At 59.5% G+C, this 14,857-nt stretch carries 15 protein-coding genes; 8 read left to right on the top strand and 7 right to left on the bottom strand.

Translation table 11 applies throughout. The features are described from left to right. Positions 1 to 29: 29 nt before the first annotated feature. A complete protein-coding gene (locus EXW71_RS07670; protein WP_123715488.1) occupies positions 30 to 674 on the top strand; it encodes a hydrolase in 645 nt (214 codons plus the stop codon). 67 nt (positions 675 to 741) lie between these two features. Next, positions 742 to 2,322: an MFS transporter gene (locus EXW71_RS07665; RefSeq protein WP_134656943.1), complete on the top strand. Its 1,581-nt coding sequence runs from the start codon at positions 742 to 744 to the stop codon at positions 2,320 to 2,322. On the opposite strand, the gene EXW71_RS07660 is transcribed toward EXW71_RS07665, so the two are convergent. Next, a complete protein-coding gene (locus tag EXW71_RS07660; RefSeq protein ID WP_134656942.1) occupies positions 2,319 to 3,599 on the bottom strand; it encodes an OprD family porin in 1,281 nt (426 codons plus the stop codon). The genes EXW71_RS07665 and EXW71_RS07660 overlap by 4 nt on opposite strands. Positions 3,600 to 3,682: 83 nt before the next feature. Next, positions 3,683 to 4,981: a mechanosensitive ion channel family protein gene (locus EXW71_RS07655; RefSeq protein ID WP_134656941.1), complete on the bottom strand. Its 1,299-nt coding sequence runs from the start codon at positions 4,979 to 4,981 to the stop codon at positions 3,683 to 3,685. 193 nt (positions 4,982 to 5,174) lie between these two features. Between EXW71_RS07655 and EXW71_RS07650 the strand changes: the two genes are divergently transcribed. Then, positions 5,175 to 6,521 (top strand): DEAD/DEAH box helicase, encoded by a 1,347-nt coding sequence (locus EXW71_RS07650; protein WP_123715509.1) that lies wholly within the window; start codon positions 5,175 to 5,177, stop codon positions 6,519 to 6,521. Positions 6,522 to 6,571: 50 nt separating this feature from the next. Here the strand turns inward: EXW71_RS07650 and EXW71_RS07645 are convergent, their stop codons facing one another. Continuing rightward, positions 6,572 to 6,847 carry a hypothetical protein gene (locus EXW71_RS07645; RefSeq protein WP_134656940.1) on the bottom strand — a complete coding sequence of 92 codons (276 nt, stop codon included), beginning with the start codon at positions 6,845 to 6,847 and terminating at the stop codon, positions 6,572 to 6,574. A 153-nt stretch (positions 6,848 to 7,000) separates the two neighbouring features. Here EXW71_RS07645 and EXW71_RS07640 point away from each other — a divergent pair, with 153 nt between their 5' ends. Then, entirely contained in the window at positions 7,001 to 7,402 is a 402-nt protein-coding gene (locus tag EXW71_RS07640) for a transcriptional regulator (protein WP_134656939.1), read from the top strand. An 18-nt stretch (positions 7,403 to 7,420) separates the two neighbouring features. Here EXW71_RS07640 and EXW71_RS07635 read toward each other — a convergent pair whose 3' ends face one another. The 3 genes from EXW71_RS07635 to EXW71_RS07625 form a co-directional block, all read right to left on the bottom strand. Continuing rightward, positions 7,421 to 8,287, bottom strand: coding sequence for a DUF6279 family lipoprotein (locus EXW71_RS07635; RefSeq protein ID WP_134656938.1), 867 nt, complete (start codon positions 8,285 to 8,287; stop codon positions 7,421 to 7,423). Positions 8,288 to 8,352: 65 nt separating this feature from the next. Further along, positions 8,353 to 9,075 (bottom strand): TorF family putative porin, encoded by a 723-nt coding sequence (locus tag EXW71_RS07630; protein ID WP_123715512.1) that lies wholly within the window; start codon positions 9,073 to 9,075, stop codon positions 8,353 to 8,355. A 198-nt stretch (positions 9,076 to 9,273) separates the two neighbouring features. Next, the gene (locus tag EXW71_RS07625) at positions 9,274 to 9,453 is read right to left on the bottom strand and encodes a hypothetical protein (RefSeq protein WP_003193095.1); all 180 of its coding nucleotides are present in this window, start codon (positions 9,451 to 9,453) and stop codon (positions 9,274 to 9,276) included. A gap of 321 nt (positions 9,454 to 9,774) precedes the next feature. On the opposite strand from EXW71_RS07625, the gene EXW71_RS07620 reads away from it, so the two are divergent. The 3 genes from EXW71_RS07620 to EXW71_RS07610 all read left to right on the top strand — a co-directional run bounded on the left by EXW71_RS07620 (position 9,775) and on the right by EXW71_RS07610 (position 12,703). After that, entirely contained in the window at positions 9,775 to 10,611 is an 837-nt protein-coding gene (locus EXW71_RS07620; RefSeq protein WP_123715513.1) for a S1 RNA-binding domain-containing protein, read from the top strand. A 52-nt stretch (positions 10,612 to 10,663) separates the two neighbouring features. Continuing rightward, positions 10,664 to 11,062: a DUF2177 family protein gene (locus EXW71_RS07615; RefSeq protein WP_134656937.1), complete on the top strand. Its 399-nt coding sequence runs from the start codon at positions 10,664 to 10,666 to the stop codon at positions 11,060 to 11,062. Positions 11,063 to 11,260: 198 nt separating this feature from the next. After that, positions 11,261 to 12,703: an NCS1 family nucleobase:cation symporter-1 gene (locus tag EXW71_RS07610; protein ID WP_134656936.1), complete on the top strand. Its 1,443-nt coding sequence runs from the start codon at positions 11,261 to 11,263 to the stop codon at positions 12,701 to 12,703. On the opposite strand, the gene EXW71_RS07605 is transcribed toward EXW71_RS07610, so the two are convergent. Continuing rightward, positions 12,615 to 13,817 carry an MFS transporter gene (locus EXW71_RS07605; RefSeq protein WP_134656935.1) on the bottom strand — a complete coding sequence of 401 codons (1,203 nt, stop codon included), beginning with the start codon at positions 13,815 to 13,817 and terminating at the stop codon, positions 12,615 to 12,617. The two genes, EXW71_RS07610 and EXW71_RS07605, sit on opposite strands and share 89 nt — an antisense overlap. Positions 13,818 to 13,920: 103 nt before the next feature. Between EXW71_RS07605 and EXW71_RS07600 the strand changes: the two genes are divergently transcribed. Then, complete coding sequence (locus tag EXW71_RS07600; RefSeq protein WP_134656934.1) at positions 13,921 to 14,814, top strand: LysR family transcriptional regulator; 894 nt, start codon at positions 13,921 to 13,923, stop codon at positions 14,812 to 14,814. The last annotated feature ends 43 nt before the right edge of the window (positions 14,815 to 14,857 follow it).

Genomic DNA, 14,857 nt, shown 5'->3' with positions numbered 1-14,857 from the left:
CAACGTCAAGCCACTAAAGGGAAAACACCATGTCTATTCGCGAACTGCTCAACCCAAGCAACTCCACCCTGATCCTGATCGACCATCAGCCACAAATGTCCTTCGGCGTGCAGTCCATCGACCGTCAGACCCTGAAGAACAACACCGTTGCGCTGGCCAAGGCAGCCAAGATTTTCAACGTGCCGACCATCTTTACCTCCGTGGAAACCAAAAGCTTCAGCGGCTACATCTGGCCGGAACTGCTCAGCGTGTTCCCCGACCAGCAGCCGATCGAGCGCACTTCGATGAACTCTTGGGAGGACAAGGCGCTGGTCGCCGCGGTCAAAGCCACCGGCCGCAAGAAACTGATCATGGCCGCGCTGTGGACCGAGGTCTGCCTGAACTTCCCGGCCTTGGAAGCGCTGGCCGAAGGCTACGAGGTGTACATCGTCACGGATGCTTCGGGTGGTACCACCAAGGAAGCCCACGACATGTCGATCCAACGCATGATCCAGGCCGGTGCGGTGCCGGTGACCTGGCAACAAGTGCTGCTTGAGTACCAGCGTGACTGGGCTCACAAAGAAACCTACGACGCAGTGATGGACCTGGTTCGCGACCACAGCGGCGCCTACGGCATGGGCGTGGATTACGCCTACACCATGGTGCATGGCGCACCACAGCGTCAGGTCAAGTAAACCTGTTGGAGGCCACAGCCCTTGGGCTGTGGCTTTTTTTGCCATTTTTTTCGAACAGGCCAACACCATGACAACCGCCACTGTCCTCTCTCCGTGGAGCCCGTTGAAATACTCGATCTTCCGCGGGCTATGGCTCGCCAGCATCGCTTCGAACATCGGCACCTGGATGCACGAGGTCGGCGCCGGTTGGTTGATGACCTCGTTGTCGGCCAATCCGATGACCGTTGCCCTGGTGCAAGTGGCCAGCGCCGCGCCGATGTTCCTGTTGGCGCTGCCTGCCGGTGCCCTGGCGGATATCGTCGACAGACGTCGATACCTGTTGATGGTGCAAGCCTGGATGGCCGCGGTGGCGTTGCTACTGGCGGTGCTGACCCTGGTCGGCTTGATGACTGTGCCGCTGTTATTGCTGTTGACCCTGGGCATGGGCGTCGGCACGGCGTTGATGATGCCCGCGTGGTCGGCGCTGACGCCTGAACTGGTGCCGGCTGACGAGGTGCCGTCGGCCATCGCCCTGAGCAGCGTCGGCACCAACCTCGCCCGTGCGGTGGGCCCGGCGATTGCCGGGGTGCTGGTGAGCCTGGTGGGGCCGTGGGCTACGTTTGCCGTGAATGCGTTGTCTTTTCTGGCGGTGATTTCGGCATTGCTGATGTGGCGGCGTGACGTGCAGGTAGCCGTGCTGCCGGCGGAGCGGATGTTCGGTGCGATACGGGTGGGCTGGCGCTATGCACGTAGCTCGCGCCCGCTACAACGGGTATTGACGCGTACGCTGGCGTTCTTTTTTGGTGCCAGTGCCGGGATGTCGCTGCTGCCATTGATTGTGCGTGCAGAACTGCACGGCAGTGCGGCGCAGTTTGGGGTGTTGTTGGGCAGTGTCGGCGTGGGCGCGGTGCTGGGGGCAATGGGGCTGCCACGGTTGCGCCAGATGCTGGCGGTGGACAAGTTGGTGGCGATTGCCAGTGTGGTCTATGCGCTGGTGCTGTTTGCCCTGGCCTGGGTGCGCGAGTTCTATGTGTTGATCCCGGTGATGCTGATCAGTGGCGCGGCGTGGATCGCGGTACTGTCCAGCTTCCAGGTGGCGGCGCAGACCTCGGTACCGGCCTGGGTGCGGGCCCGTGCGCTGGCGGTGTATATCTTGATGTTCTTCGGTTCCATGGCCGTTGGCGGCTTGCTTTGGGGGTGGGTGGCCAGCCACAGCTCCATGAGCCTGGCCTTGAGCGTTGCCGGTTCGATGCTGGTAATGGGTGTATGGCTGACCTGGCGTGTGGCCTTGCCGCAACGCAAGGCCGAAGACCTCGCACCGTCCTTGCATTGGCCGCAGCCGTTGCTGGCACAAGGGCAGGACGTTGACCGCGGCCCGGTGATGGTCATGCTGGAGTACGACATCGACCCGCAGTACTCCCAGGGCTTTACCCAGGCCATGCGTGCCGTTCGCCGCATGCGCCAGCGCAATGGCTCGTTTTCCTGGGGGCTGGTGCAAGACACTGAAAACCCGCGCCGCTGGTGTGAGGTGTTCTACGACGAATCCTGGGTCGGCCACTTGCGCCATCACCAGCGCGTGACACGCGCCGAGTTGAAGATCGAAGCGACGGCGCGGCGTTATCAGACCGCGGGTGTGGCGATTGGTATTCGTCATTTCCTCCAGGGTTAGCGCAGTTTCAACGGGTATTCGATCACGACGTATACCCGGTCGATATCATCCCCCGCCTGGGCGGCGTTGGCGCGATGGCTGACATGGGACAGCTGCACCGACAAGTCTTTGGCCGGGCCGGATTGCACCACGTAATGCAGGTCGATATCGCGCTCCCAGTGTTTGCCGCCACGCCCTTGCTGGGGTTGGTATTCACCGCTGCCGGCGTCGAATGGGTTGTAGGCGCCGCCTTGGGGCGCATGGGTGCCGTCTATACCTCGACCGGTGACGTAGCGGGTCATGAACTTCAAGCCGGGGACGCCGAAGGTGGCGAGATTCAGGTCATAGCGCACTTGCCAGGACCTTTCGCCGGGGCCGTTGAAGTCGGCGTATTTGATGGAGTTGGCCAGGTAGATGGAGTCACCGCCGACAAAGTCGAAGGGGGTGTTGCCGTTGATCTTCTGATACGCCAGGGTCACCGATTGCGCAGCAAAGCTGTATTTGCCGGCGAGGCTGTAGGCGGTGTTGGCGATGGCGCCCGCGACGGCGCGGCCCTGGTCCTCGGTGCGGTAGATATTGCCGTCAAGCAACCAGCCAGCGGGTGCCCCATGCAGGTTGGCGTAGTACTGGCGCCACGTGTCGCTCAGTTGCGACGCGTACAGCGCGCCACCCAGCGGCTTGCCTTCGAAGAACTGCCCGCCGAGAAAGTCGATGGCGCCGCTGCGGGTGCTGGCGCCGTAGCCATTGAAATCACCGCGGCTGGTCGACGCATCCTGATTCTTGAACGCAGTGAAGTGGCCCGCCTGCCAGTGCAGGTCGTCGATTTCGTGGCTGTCCAGCAACAGTCCGGTGGCGTATTCGGGTTGCAGGCGTTTGTCGGAGGTGTCGAATACCGGGGTCTCGACGGTCATCTCACCCACCGACAGGGTCGTTTTCGAGGTGCGCAGCTTGAGGGCACCGCCAGCGCTTGAGTCGTTTCGTTCACTGCGGCCGTTGCTGTCCACCGGCAGCAGGCCGGTGCCGGAATGACCTTTGCCACCGTCGAGTTTCAAACCGACAAAGGCATGGGCATCAACACCAAGGCCGATCGTGCCTGGGGTAAAACCCGAGGCGAAGTTGGCGATAAAGCCTTGCGCCCATTCCTCCTTGTGCGGCTTGCTTGCAGCGGTGCGTTGTCTGTTGTCGAGGTAGAAGTTACGGCTAAGCACATCGAGGCTTGAGTCGTCGAGAAAACCGGCCGCCAGCACGCTATTACAGGTGCTGACCAGCCAAAGCGAGAGCAGGGTTGGAGCGCGCATCGGCGTTGCCTCAAAGGATTTTCAATGAGGCACAGCGTCGCGAAATCTTCAGCACAACGATTGGATGGGTGTGCTCAATCGCTCTAGACCGCGGCTTTTTCCGCGGCCGGCAGATGGCTGGCGCCGAGCACGGCAGGTAAAACCCCGGCGCGCAGGTCGTTGCCGCTTGGCTGCTGATACAGGCTCAGGCCGAACTCCGGCAATACCGCCAGCAAGTAATCGAAGATATCGCCCTGAATGCGCTCGTAATCCGCCCACGCCGTGGTGCGGGTGAAGCAATAGATCTCCAGCGGCACGCCCTGGGCGGTGGTTTGCATCTGGCGCACCATGCAGGTCATGTTCGGCTGGATGTCCGGGTGGCTTTTCAGATACGCCAGGGCGTAGGCGCGGAAGGTGCCGAGGTTGGTCATGCGGCGGCGGTTGGCCGACAGCTGAGCGCTATGCCCCTGGGCTTCGTTCCAGGCTTTGAGTTCGGCCTGCTTGCGGCTGATGTAGTCGGTGAGCAGATGCACTTGGGTCATGCGTACTTCTTCATCGTCACGCAGGAAGCGCACGCCGCTGGCGTCGATGTACAGGCTGCGCTTGATGCGACGCCCACCGGAGGCCTGCATGCCGCGCCAGTTCTTGAACGACTCGGACATCAAGCGCCAGGTGGGGATGGAGACGATGGTCTTGTCGAAGTTCTGTACCTTGACCGTGTGCAGGGTGATATCCACCACATCACCGTCAGCGCCCACCTGAGGCATTTCGATCCAGTCGCCGACCCGCAGCATGTCGTTGCTGGTGAGCTGTACGCTGGCGACGAACGACAGCAGGGTGTCCTTGTACACCAACAGAATCACCGCCGACATGGCGCCAAGGCCCGACAGCAGCAACAGCGGCGAACGGTCGATCAGCGTGGCGACGATGATGATCGCGGAAAACACGAACAGCACCATCTTCGCCAGTTGCACATAACCCTTGATCGAGCGGGTGCGCGCATGTTCGGTGCGGGCGTAGATGTCCAGCAGGGCGTTGAGCAGGGCGCTCACGGCCAGCGTCATGAACAGGATGGTGAACGCCAGCGCCACGTTGCCGATAAACAGGGTGGCGGTCTTGCTCAGGTCCGGCACCAGGTACAGGCCGAACTGGACCACCAGTGACGGCGTCATTTGTGCCAGGCGGTGGAAGACTTTGTTATGGCGAAAGTCGTTGAGCCAATGCAGCGCCGGCTGTCGGCCGAGCAGTTTGACCGCATGCAGGATGAGATAGCGCGCCACCCGCCCGACCAGCAAGGCCGCCACCAGCAGCACCAGCAGGCCGAGGCCGGCATGCAGCATCGGATGTTCGTCGAGGGTGCCCCAGAGGTCTTGGACGTTGAGCCAGAGCTGTTTGATATCCATGGGTGAAACCGATTCCTCTATATGCAAGACGGGGCCGATTAGAGCATTTAAGTACGACAAAGTTGGCTTTACGGACAAAAGCTCTAACAAAAAAGCCGCTGATTAGCCCCATTCGCGTAAAGACACTCGGTTTGGACGCCCGAAACCGTTACCCTATGCAGCTGATATTTTGTATTTCTTCGAGGTAGCACCCGTGTTTTCCCAATTCGCCCTGCACGAACGCCTGCTCAAAGCCGTGGCCGAGCTTAAATTTGTCGAGCCTACGCCTGTGCAAGCAGCGGCCATCCCGCTCGCGCTCGAAGGGCGTGACCTGCGGGTGACAGCTCAAACCGGTAGTGGCAAGACCGCCGCTTTCGTCCTGCCGGTTCTGAATCGCCTGATCGGCCCGGCCAAAGTTCGTGTCAGTATCAAGACCCTGATCCTGCTGCCGACGCGTGAGTTGGCCCAGCAGACCTTGAAAGAAGTGGAGCGCTTCTCGCAATTCACTTTCATCAAGGCCGGCATTATTACCGGCGGCGAAGATTTCAAGGTCCAGGCCGCCATGTTGCGCAAGGTGCCGGACATTCTGATAGGCACTCCAGGCCGCATGATCGAGCAACTCAACGCCGGCAACCTCGATCTCAAGGAAGTCGAAGTTCTGGTGCTCGACGAAGCCGACCGTATGCTCGACATGGGCTTTTCCGATGACGTACAGCGCCTGGTGGGCGAATGCGTCAATCGCCAGCAGACCATGCTGTTCTCCGCCACCACCGGTGGCTCGACCCTGCGCGACATGGTCGCCAAGGTGCTGAACAACCCTGAGCACCTGCAGGTCAACAACGTCAGCGACCTGAACGCGACCACGCGTCAGCAGATCGTCACCGCCGACCACAATGTGCACAAGGAACAGATCCTCAACTGGCTGTTGGCCAACGAGACCTATCAGAAGGCCATCGTGTTCACCAACACCCGTGCTGCTGCCGACCGTATCTATGGCCGCCTGGTGGCCCAGGAATACAAGGCGTTCGTGCTGCACGGCGAGAAAGACCAGAAGGACCGCAAGCTGGCCATCGACCGCCTCAAGGCCGGCGGCGTGAAGATCCTGGTAGCCACCGACGTTGCCGCCCGCGGCCTGGACGTGGACGGCCTGGACCTGGTGATCAACTTCGACATGCCCCGCAGCGGTGACGAATACGTGCACCGTATCGGCCGCACCGGACGTGCCGGTAACGATGGCCTGGCGATCTCGCTGATCTGCCATGGCGACTGGAACCTGATGTCGAGCATTGAACGCTACTTGAAGCAGTCGTTCGAGCGCCGCACCATCAAGGAAGTCAAAGGCACCTACACCGGTCCGAAGAAGGTCAAGGCGTCGGGCAAGGCTGTTGGCGTGAAGAAGAAAAAAACCGATGCCAAGGGCGACAAGAAGAAAACCGGCGCCAAGTCGCCGACCAAGCGCAGGATCACCAACCGACCGAAGACCGACACCCCATCGCTCGTCAGCAAGGACGGCATGGCGCCGCTCAAGCGTCGTAAGCCGGAAGCCCCGGCTGCCGAATAAGGCTTGAGCGGTATGAAAAAACCGGACGATTGTCCGGTTTTTTTACGCCATCAGTTTTTGGTTTTGGCCGCTGCTTCCTTGAGTTCCTTGAGGCGCGCGTCGATCAGCTGGCATTTGTCGGGGAACTCAGCGCTTTCGGTGTCCAAGTCCATCTTCTGCAGTTCTTCGTTCATTTTCTTGGCCTTGGTCGGGTTCTGTTCAGTCAGTTTGGTCACTTCCTGGGCCAGTTGCTCGCGCTTGGCCGTGGCTTCGTCGGGCGTGCAGGCCCAGGCGGGCAGGGCGCTCAACAACGTTGCCGTAATGGCCAGGTTCATCAGGGTTTTCATGGGCGGACCTCCTTGGCGGGTATGTGCTGTTGAGGCGGCGAACGTCTGGAAAGTTCAGAGAAATGACGTCTGTCTATCCGGCTGAACGGCCAGTGACGCAGCCTGTCCCAACCTTGACGGGCTACTTTCCACCAGCCTGCAGGAGGAATCAGGATGACGACTTACAATTGGGATCTGATCGAACGTCTGCTGCATGAAGTGCAGAACGGCGAAGGCAGCTTTGCCCCGCGCAAATACGCTGAACAAGAAGCGGCCGAGAAGGCCACGGCGGGTGAGCCAACCGGCAATCTGGATGCGTTGAAAAAGACTGCGGCAGATTATGAAGCGCTGCTGTTCAAGCGTGGCTTTATTGAGTCGCGCCCCGAGGAAGAGGGTGGAAATGGCGAGAATTTCATTTTGACCCCACGAGGTGCGAGCTTGCTTTCGCTGATCGACAGCTCCATTCCGGGCAATGACCATCCGCGTCACGTCATGGACCAGCAGGAAGATGCGCTGGATGAGGCGACCTTTGATCGCGTGGCTGCCGAAGCCGCGATTGCCGGTGGCGCAATATAGGGAAAGGCTCTTCCATCCCTAGTTCGCAGTGGCCTTGAGGCACTTGAGTGCCTTGAAGTCGCTGCGTACACCGTCGATTTTCTGCGTCAGTTTCAGGCGCTGTTGCACCGTGCTTTGCGCCATCAGATCGATGATCAGGCTGCGCGCCTCGGCTTCCGTCTGGGCGTAGGCAGCGCGGTACTCCGGCGTCCACAGGCTCTCTCGATCCACCAGCAATTGCTGAATTTTCTGCGGGAAATCGGCGCTGTGGCGCTGCTTCACGGCGTCGATAAATTGCGCCTGCCAACGGGCACGGTTGCCTATCCATGCCTGGTTTTGCTCACCCAGGCTGATCGACCAGGCCGTGACCCGGTTTTTCTGGCTGTCGCTCAACGGTCCCATCCATGCATCCAGGCGTTTATTCATGCGCTCGGCGCGTTCCTGAATCTGCTTGGCCAGCGATGGCTTGAGGTATTCCTCCTGGCGCTTGCGCAGGTCCTTGCCCAGCGCATCGTTCATTTCCTTGACCTGTTGGTCGTCCAACCCTTGCAGCAATTCAATGGCCGACGGGGTTATTTCGCGGGCGATTTGTGCAATGGCTTGCTTGGCTTCGGCCGTGCGCGTCTGCAAGGCGGCATCGTTGACCTGGTTGTCGTCGACCATCTGTTGCAGGCGGTCCAGCCAATCCAGGTAACCGGGCAATTGCGTGGTGCAGTGCCAGGCCAGGTGCTGCTTGAGTGTGTCGTTGAACCAGCTCTTCTGCCCGGCATTCATATCCAGGTAGTCGCTGAGGGTCCACGGGATGATCACGTCGAGATTACGGTAGGCCAGGCCCACGCGATTGCAGCCGGCCAGTATCAGGCTCAGGCTCAGCATTATCACCAGAAGTTTGAGCCGATGCAGCATGGGCAGATCCTTGCGCAGAGGGGTTCATGCATGTGAACCCATGCCGGGTGCGACAGTTCAGCCCATCAATAAAACGACCGCGCCGCCTTCAAGGTCAACAGGCCGTCGCATTGCGAATTGTGCCCTGAGTAGGCCGAGCAGTCGGTGCCGCTGAGGCTGGAGTTGCTGTAGATCAGGTCCAGATCGATGCCTTTCCATTCGCGCGAGAATTGCACCGACCAATCGCTGAAACTGCTGATGGAGCCGCCGTCCACCGAGGCCGGGCTGCCAAGCTGGTGCGTGGTGTACTTCATGCTCACACCGACGCCAAAAGGTTGTGTGCCACCCAGGTCAGCGAACAAGGTGCTGTCCTGGCGATCCGGATCGTTGCTGAAGGAGACGCCGAAGCGGTTGCCCAGCAGGTTGAGGCCACCGTAGAACTCCTGGCTATCAAGTGGGCTGAGTTTGGGGTAGCTGTAGTGGATCAATCCGACTTCGTAGCCCAGGGTCTGGTCGAAGGGGCGTTTGAAGCCCATGTAGGAATCGATTTCGAGATTATTGGCCGAAGACAAGCCCATATTGGGAGAGAACTGGCCGAAATACAGGCCGCTGTCATGGCTCAGGTCCAGGCCGCCGTGGAACGAGCCGCTGCCCGGCGAGGTGGGTTTTACCAGCCCTTGAGCCATGCTGCGGCTGGGTGTGGTGCCTAATTTCAGATCGAAGTCGCCCAGTTCGCGCTGGAAAACCTGCGCTTCGGCCAGCGGGCTTGCGACCAAGGCGCTGATCAGTAACATGCAGGGTTTGAGCATGCTTCACTCCATAAAAAGCGAGGAGCAGTAACGGGGAAGTCGGGCAGATGCCCGCGCTAGACGTGTGCAAGCATACCGACGAATGCCTGGCGGTGAGCCCCGTTCGTCGATTGGTACGAATTAAGAGAGGGTGTTTCGGGCTCTAGTCCTAGCGCCTTGAAGGCAAGACGCTCAGGAACCAGGTGCGTTACGCGGGTGTTATTTTTTGCCCAGGCTGATTTGCTTGGACGGGCCAAAAGTCTGGCCGCTTACGCCCTTGGCAATTTGCTGAATTTCGCCACCGGACTTGAGGAACGCAGCAATCTGGCTGTTGATAGATTCGCTGGTTTCAACGGCGGGAGCTGGCTTTGCTTTGCTGTTGGATGCTTTTACACGCATGGCGGCCACTAACCTTTGGAAAATCAAATGGCCAGGTATCATACAGGAAATACTTGACAATTGCTTGGCAAATATTCCCAAAGAATAGTTGAGGCCGCCGTAAATAATCGAAGTCTATCTTTGAAATAATCCCCTAACTTACTGTTTTAACTCGCAACCACGGCGCATGCGGCGGTTCATGCCCAGGAAAATTTCACACGATTGATCAGACGAGCGGGGCGCTGCCGACGCAAACCCTCGCCAGCCCTGGATTTTTCAGGCGCACGCGCGTGGTGAGCGCAACTCGGGTAGAATGCCGCCCACGTAACGAGGGTATTGGACATGGCTTTAGTCGGGCGCTACAACAGTTTGCAAGTGGTTAAACATACTAACTTCGGTTTGTACCTGGATGGTGCGCAGGACGGTGAAATCCTCTTGCCCAATCGGTATATCCCTAAAGATATTCCCAGCGAAGATGAAGACTGGCTTAACGTTTTTATTTATCTGGACAGTGATGACAAACTTATCGCCACCACTGAAAAGCCGAAAGTTCAAGTGGGCGAATTTGCCAGTTTGAAAGTGGTGGAAGTCAACAGCATTGGTGTATTCCTCGACTGGGGTTTACCCAAGGATCTGTTACTGCCGTATTCGGAAGAAAAGCGCCAGTTGAGCGCCGGTGATTACTGCGTGGTGCATGTCTACCTCGACAAACATACCAAGCGCATCACCGCCACCGCGCGTCTGGACCGTTACCTGGACAAAACCCCGGTCAATTACCAGGTAGGCCAGGAAGTCGATCTGCTGGTGGCCGAAGCCACCGACATGGGCTTCAAGGCAATCATCAACAACAAGCACTGGGGCCTGATCCATAAGAACGAAGTGTTCAAGTTTCTGCGCCCGGGCAAGCAGGAAAAAGGCTTTATCAAAGAGATCCGTGCCGATGGCAACATCAGCCTGAGCTTGCAGCCGGTCGGCCAGGAAGCGGCCTCCAGCCTCAACTCGAAGATCCTTGCCAAGTTGCGCGAAAACAACGGCACCTTGCCGGTCAGCGACAAAAGCGACCCGGCGGTGATCAGCAACTTGTTCGGCGTCAGCAAAGGCAACTTCAAGAAGGCTATCGGTGCGCTCTACAAACAGGGGCAGATTGTGATTCATGCGGATCGCATTGAACTAAGCTAAGCCCGGCCTGCTCTTCTGTAGGCGCCTGCCGGCGCCCACAGAGGTTGCATAAATGACCCGCAAAATACTCTTCGCTTACCTCGGCACCTTGCTCGCCTTTTTGGTGCTTGACGGGCTCTGGCTCGGGGTCCTCATGGGCCCGACCTACAAATCCCTTCTTGGCTCGTTGATGCTCGATCAACCTCGCGTGTTGCCGGCCGCGTTGTTCTATCTGCTGTATGCCGTTGGTTGCGTGGTGTTCGTGGTTATGCCAAGTGACAACTGGCAACGCGCGGCACGCCTGGGGGCGTTGCTCGGTCTGGTGGCTTACGGGACGTATGACTTGAGCAATTGGGCCACGCTGCAGGGCTGGTCTGCCGGCTTGGCGGTGATGGATATGGCGTGGGGCGCGTTTCTCACGGCTGTCTGTTGCATCGCCGGCTATCTGTGTGCACATCGGGTGCAACGTTGATTGTGTACAGGATTGGTATGCACCGTTGCTGAGCGTTCTCCCTGTTTGTAAAGCCTCCGTAGACCATTTGGAATGCCGGTTCGGAGGGATTGTGTGCCATTGGCATGCATTCTGCTGAATGCCTCGTATACAAACCGTGCCGATTGCCGTATGCACACTGCGACGACCGCGCAGGCCGGTATCTCGAGGAGCCCAGCGATGACCGAGCAATTACCCAAAGGCTACAGCCCGCGCCTGTACAACCAGGACCTGGGCCCACTGCCGCAAAAGTGGACCTGGTACAACATCTTCGCCTTTTGGATGAGCGACGTGCACAGCGTCGGTGGTTATGTATTCGCCGCCAGCCTGTTCGCCCTCGGCCTGGCGAGTTGGCAGGTGTTGATCGCCCTGCTTGCCGGTATCTGCATTGTGCAGTTGATCGCCAATCTGGTCGCCAAGCCGAGCCAGCAAGCCGCCGTGCCGTACCCAGTGATCTGCCGGCTGGCGTTTGGCGTATTCGGTGCGAATATTCCGGCGGTGATTCGTGGGTTGATTGCCGTGGCGTGGTACGGGATTCAGACGTATCTGGCATCCAGCGCGCTGATTATCGTGGTACTGCGTTTCTTCCCGCAGATGGCAGTCTATGCCGAGCCGCATTTCGCCGGTTTGTCTTACCTGGGGTGGTTGGGCTTCCTGAGTTTGTGGGTGTTGCAAGCGGCGGTGTTCTGGGCCGGCATGGAATCCATTCGCCGTTTCATCGATTGGGCGGGGCCGGTGGTGTATGCGGTGATGTTTGCGCTTGCCGGTTGGATCGTATGGAAAGCCGGCTGGGCGAATATCAGTTTCACCCTGGCAGAAAAATCCCTGTCGGGTTGGCAGGCCTTCGGTCAGGTGATCGTGGCGACGGCACTGGTGGTGTCGTACTTTTCCGGCCCTACGCTGAATTTTGGTGATTTCAGCCGCTATTGCCGCAGCATGCACGACGTACGCCGCGGTAATTTCTGGGGGTTGCCGGTGAATTTCCTGGCATTTTCTCTGGTCACCGTGGTGATTGTTTCGGGCACTTTGCCGGTATTTGGCGAGATGCTTCACGACCCGATCGCCACCGTCTCGCGCATCGACAACAGCATGGCTGTGTTGCTGGGGGCCTTTGCTTTCGTCACCGCGACCATCGGCATCAATATCGTGGCCAACTTCGTGTCGCCTGCGTTTGATTTCGCCAATGTCGCGCCAAGCAAAATCAGCTGGCGGGCCGGTGGGATGATCGCTGCCGTGGCTTCGATCTTTATCACTCCATGGAACCTGTTCAATAACCCGCTGATGATCCACTACACCCTGGACATCCTTGCCGCGTTCATTGGCCCGTTGTTCGGGATTCTGCTCGTGGACTTCTACCTGGTCAAAAAGCAGCGGATCGATGTGGATGCACTGTTCGATGACAGCCCGAGCGGGCGCTACTATTTCGACGGTGGCGTGAATTGGACGGCGGTCAAGGCCCTGGTGCCCGCGACGCTGGTGGGTGTCGCGATCACCTTCACGCCAGCGCTGCAGGGCATGGCCAACTTTGCCTGGTTTACCGGCTGTTTCCTGGGAGGGCTGTTTTTCCTGGTGCTGGCTCGCCGCGAGCAGGTTCGCTCGCCGACACCGCTGACTGTCGGTTGACCAATATTATTGCGCCCGCCAACACCAAGCCGCCGCCGGCAATCACCAAGGCCGGTTGCAGGCCGCCGCTCAGGTGGCTGCTCACTGACGCCAGCAGTGGCCCGCTCAATTGCCCGACGGCGAAGCTGGCGGTCAACAGCCCGGTGCTGCGCTGGTAGCCGTGGGGGGCGACTTCCCGCAGGCGTGCCATCACCAACTGCATGCAGGCCAGGAACGGTGCGCCACACAACAGCACGCCGAGGGCCAGGCCCCAGCTATTGCCCAACAGGCAAGAGAACACCCCGGCCGCTTGTAGCCATAAAGTGGTCATCAGCCAGCGGCGGGTAGTGTGCGGGTCTTTGCGGCGCAGGCTTGCCATCACCACGCCCATCGCGGCGGCCAGGCCGAAGCATGGCCAGAACAGATCGGCTTGCCAGGCACCCTTGAATTGCGCACTGGCCATTTGCGACAGAAAGGTCGCCGGGATGATGTAGCCCAGGCCATACAGGAAATAAATCCAGCACAGATGCGCGATGCTGCCGTTGCTGCCCGCGTGATGGACATGGGCAACCGGAGCGGTCGGTTGTGGCAGGAACGGCAGGATCGCCAGCAGCATCACCAGCGCCACCACGCCGTACACCAGCCACAGCGTTGCGGAGCTTTGTCCCAGCCAGTTCGAGCCCAGGGCCAGTAGCCCGGTCAGCAGAATGCCCAGCCCCGGCCCGGCAAATACCAAGGCACCCAGGCGTGCCCGCCCGGCGGCAATCGCCAGTGGCTGGCTCAAGCTGGTGATCATCACCAGCGCCCAGGCGCTGGCAACGCCGGTGCCAAAGCGCAGCAGAAGATGTGGCCAGAAACCCTGGGCCCAATACGATCCCAGCGTCAGCAGTACGCAAAGCCACAGCCCGCCGTACATTCGCCCCCGCACATGGTGGTGACTACGGGCGAAGATCGAATCCACTGCACCGACGAAGTACCCCAGGTAATTGGCCGCCGCGATCAGGCCCGCGCCGGTCAGGTCGATCTGCCCTTCACTGAGCAGGTGGGGCATCTGCGGGGTAAGGGCGAAGCGGCCAATGCCCATGGCCATCATCAACGCGATAAAGCTGGCAAGTAAGCGGATCAGGGGGGACATGTTCAGGTTTCCTGCAAGGCAGTGGTTGACCTTCAGGCTAAAGCGAGTTTATTTTCATTAAAAATGAATAATACTGAGCAACTTGTTCAGTTTGGAGAAAGGTATGGAGTTCAGTCAATTGCGCATCTTCCAGGCTGTGGCGGAGGAGGGCTCCATCACCCGTGCGGCCGAGCGCTTGCACCGTGTGCCGTCGAACCTGTCGACACGGCTCAAGCAGATGGAAGAACAGCTCGGGGTTGAGTTGTTTGTGCGCGAACGCCAGCGTCTGCAGCTTTCTCCTGCTGGCAAAGTGTTGTTGGACTACAGCACCCGTCTGCTGGCGCTGCACGATGAAGCCCACGGTGCTGTGCAAGGTGGGCAACCGGCCGGCGATTTTGTACTCGGCAGTATGTACAGCACAGCGGCGATTCATTTGCCGAAGTTGTTGGCGCGCTATCACAAGGCTTACCCGATGGTGAACCTGCAGGTGCAATCGGCGCCCAGCGGCGAGCTACTGGAAGGCCTGATCACCGGTCGCCTGGACGCAGCGCTGGTGGACGGCCCGATTACCATCGCCACCCTGGACGGTGTGCCCTTGTGCGAAGAGCGGCTGGTGTTGATTTGCGAAGCCGATCATCCACCCGTGCGCGGCCCCCAGGATGTGGCGGGCCGGTCGGTGTTCACGTTCCGCCGCAGCTGCGCTTACCGTGCGCGCCTTGAAACCTGGTTTTCCCACGACCGCGTGGCCATGGGACGGGCAATCGAGATTGAGTCCTACCAAGGCATGCTCGCCTGCGTGATTGCCGGTTCCGGCGTGGCGTTGATGTCTGAATCCATGCTCGACAGCCTGCCGGGCAAGGACAGCGTGTCCGTTCATCCCCTGACCGGGCCTTTTGCCACTGCGACCACCTGGCTCATGTGGCGAAAGGGTATGCTCGGCGCTAACCTCAACGCATGGATTGACTTGCAGCAGGCAGGCAAAGCCGAGGTCTTGCACGACACGCGCGCAATTGCTTGAGTGATCCGTCAGGATTTAGATGAATTCAGTAATAGTTCGTTGT

This window comes from Pseudomonas sp. BCA17, assembly GCF_004519405.1.
GTDB lineage: Bacteria > Pseudomonadota > Gammaproteobacteria > Pseudomonadales > Pseudomonadaceae > Aquipseudomonas.
Note: the sequence above shows the minus strand (reverse complement) of the source record. Positions and strands in the feature narration are given on the sequence as shown.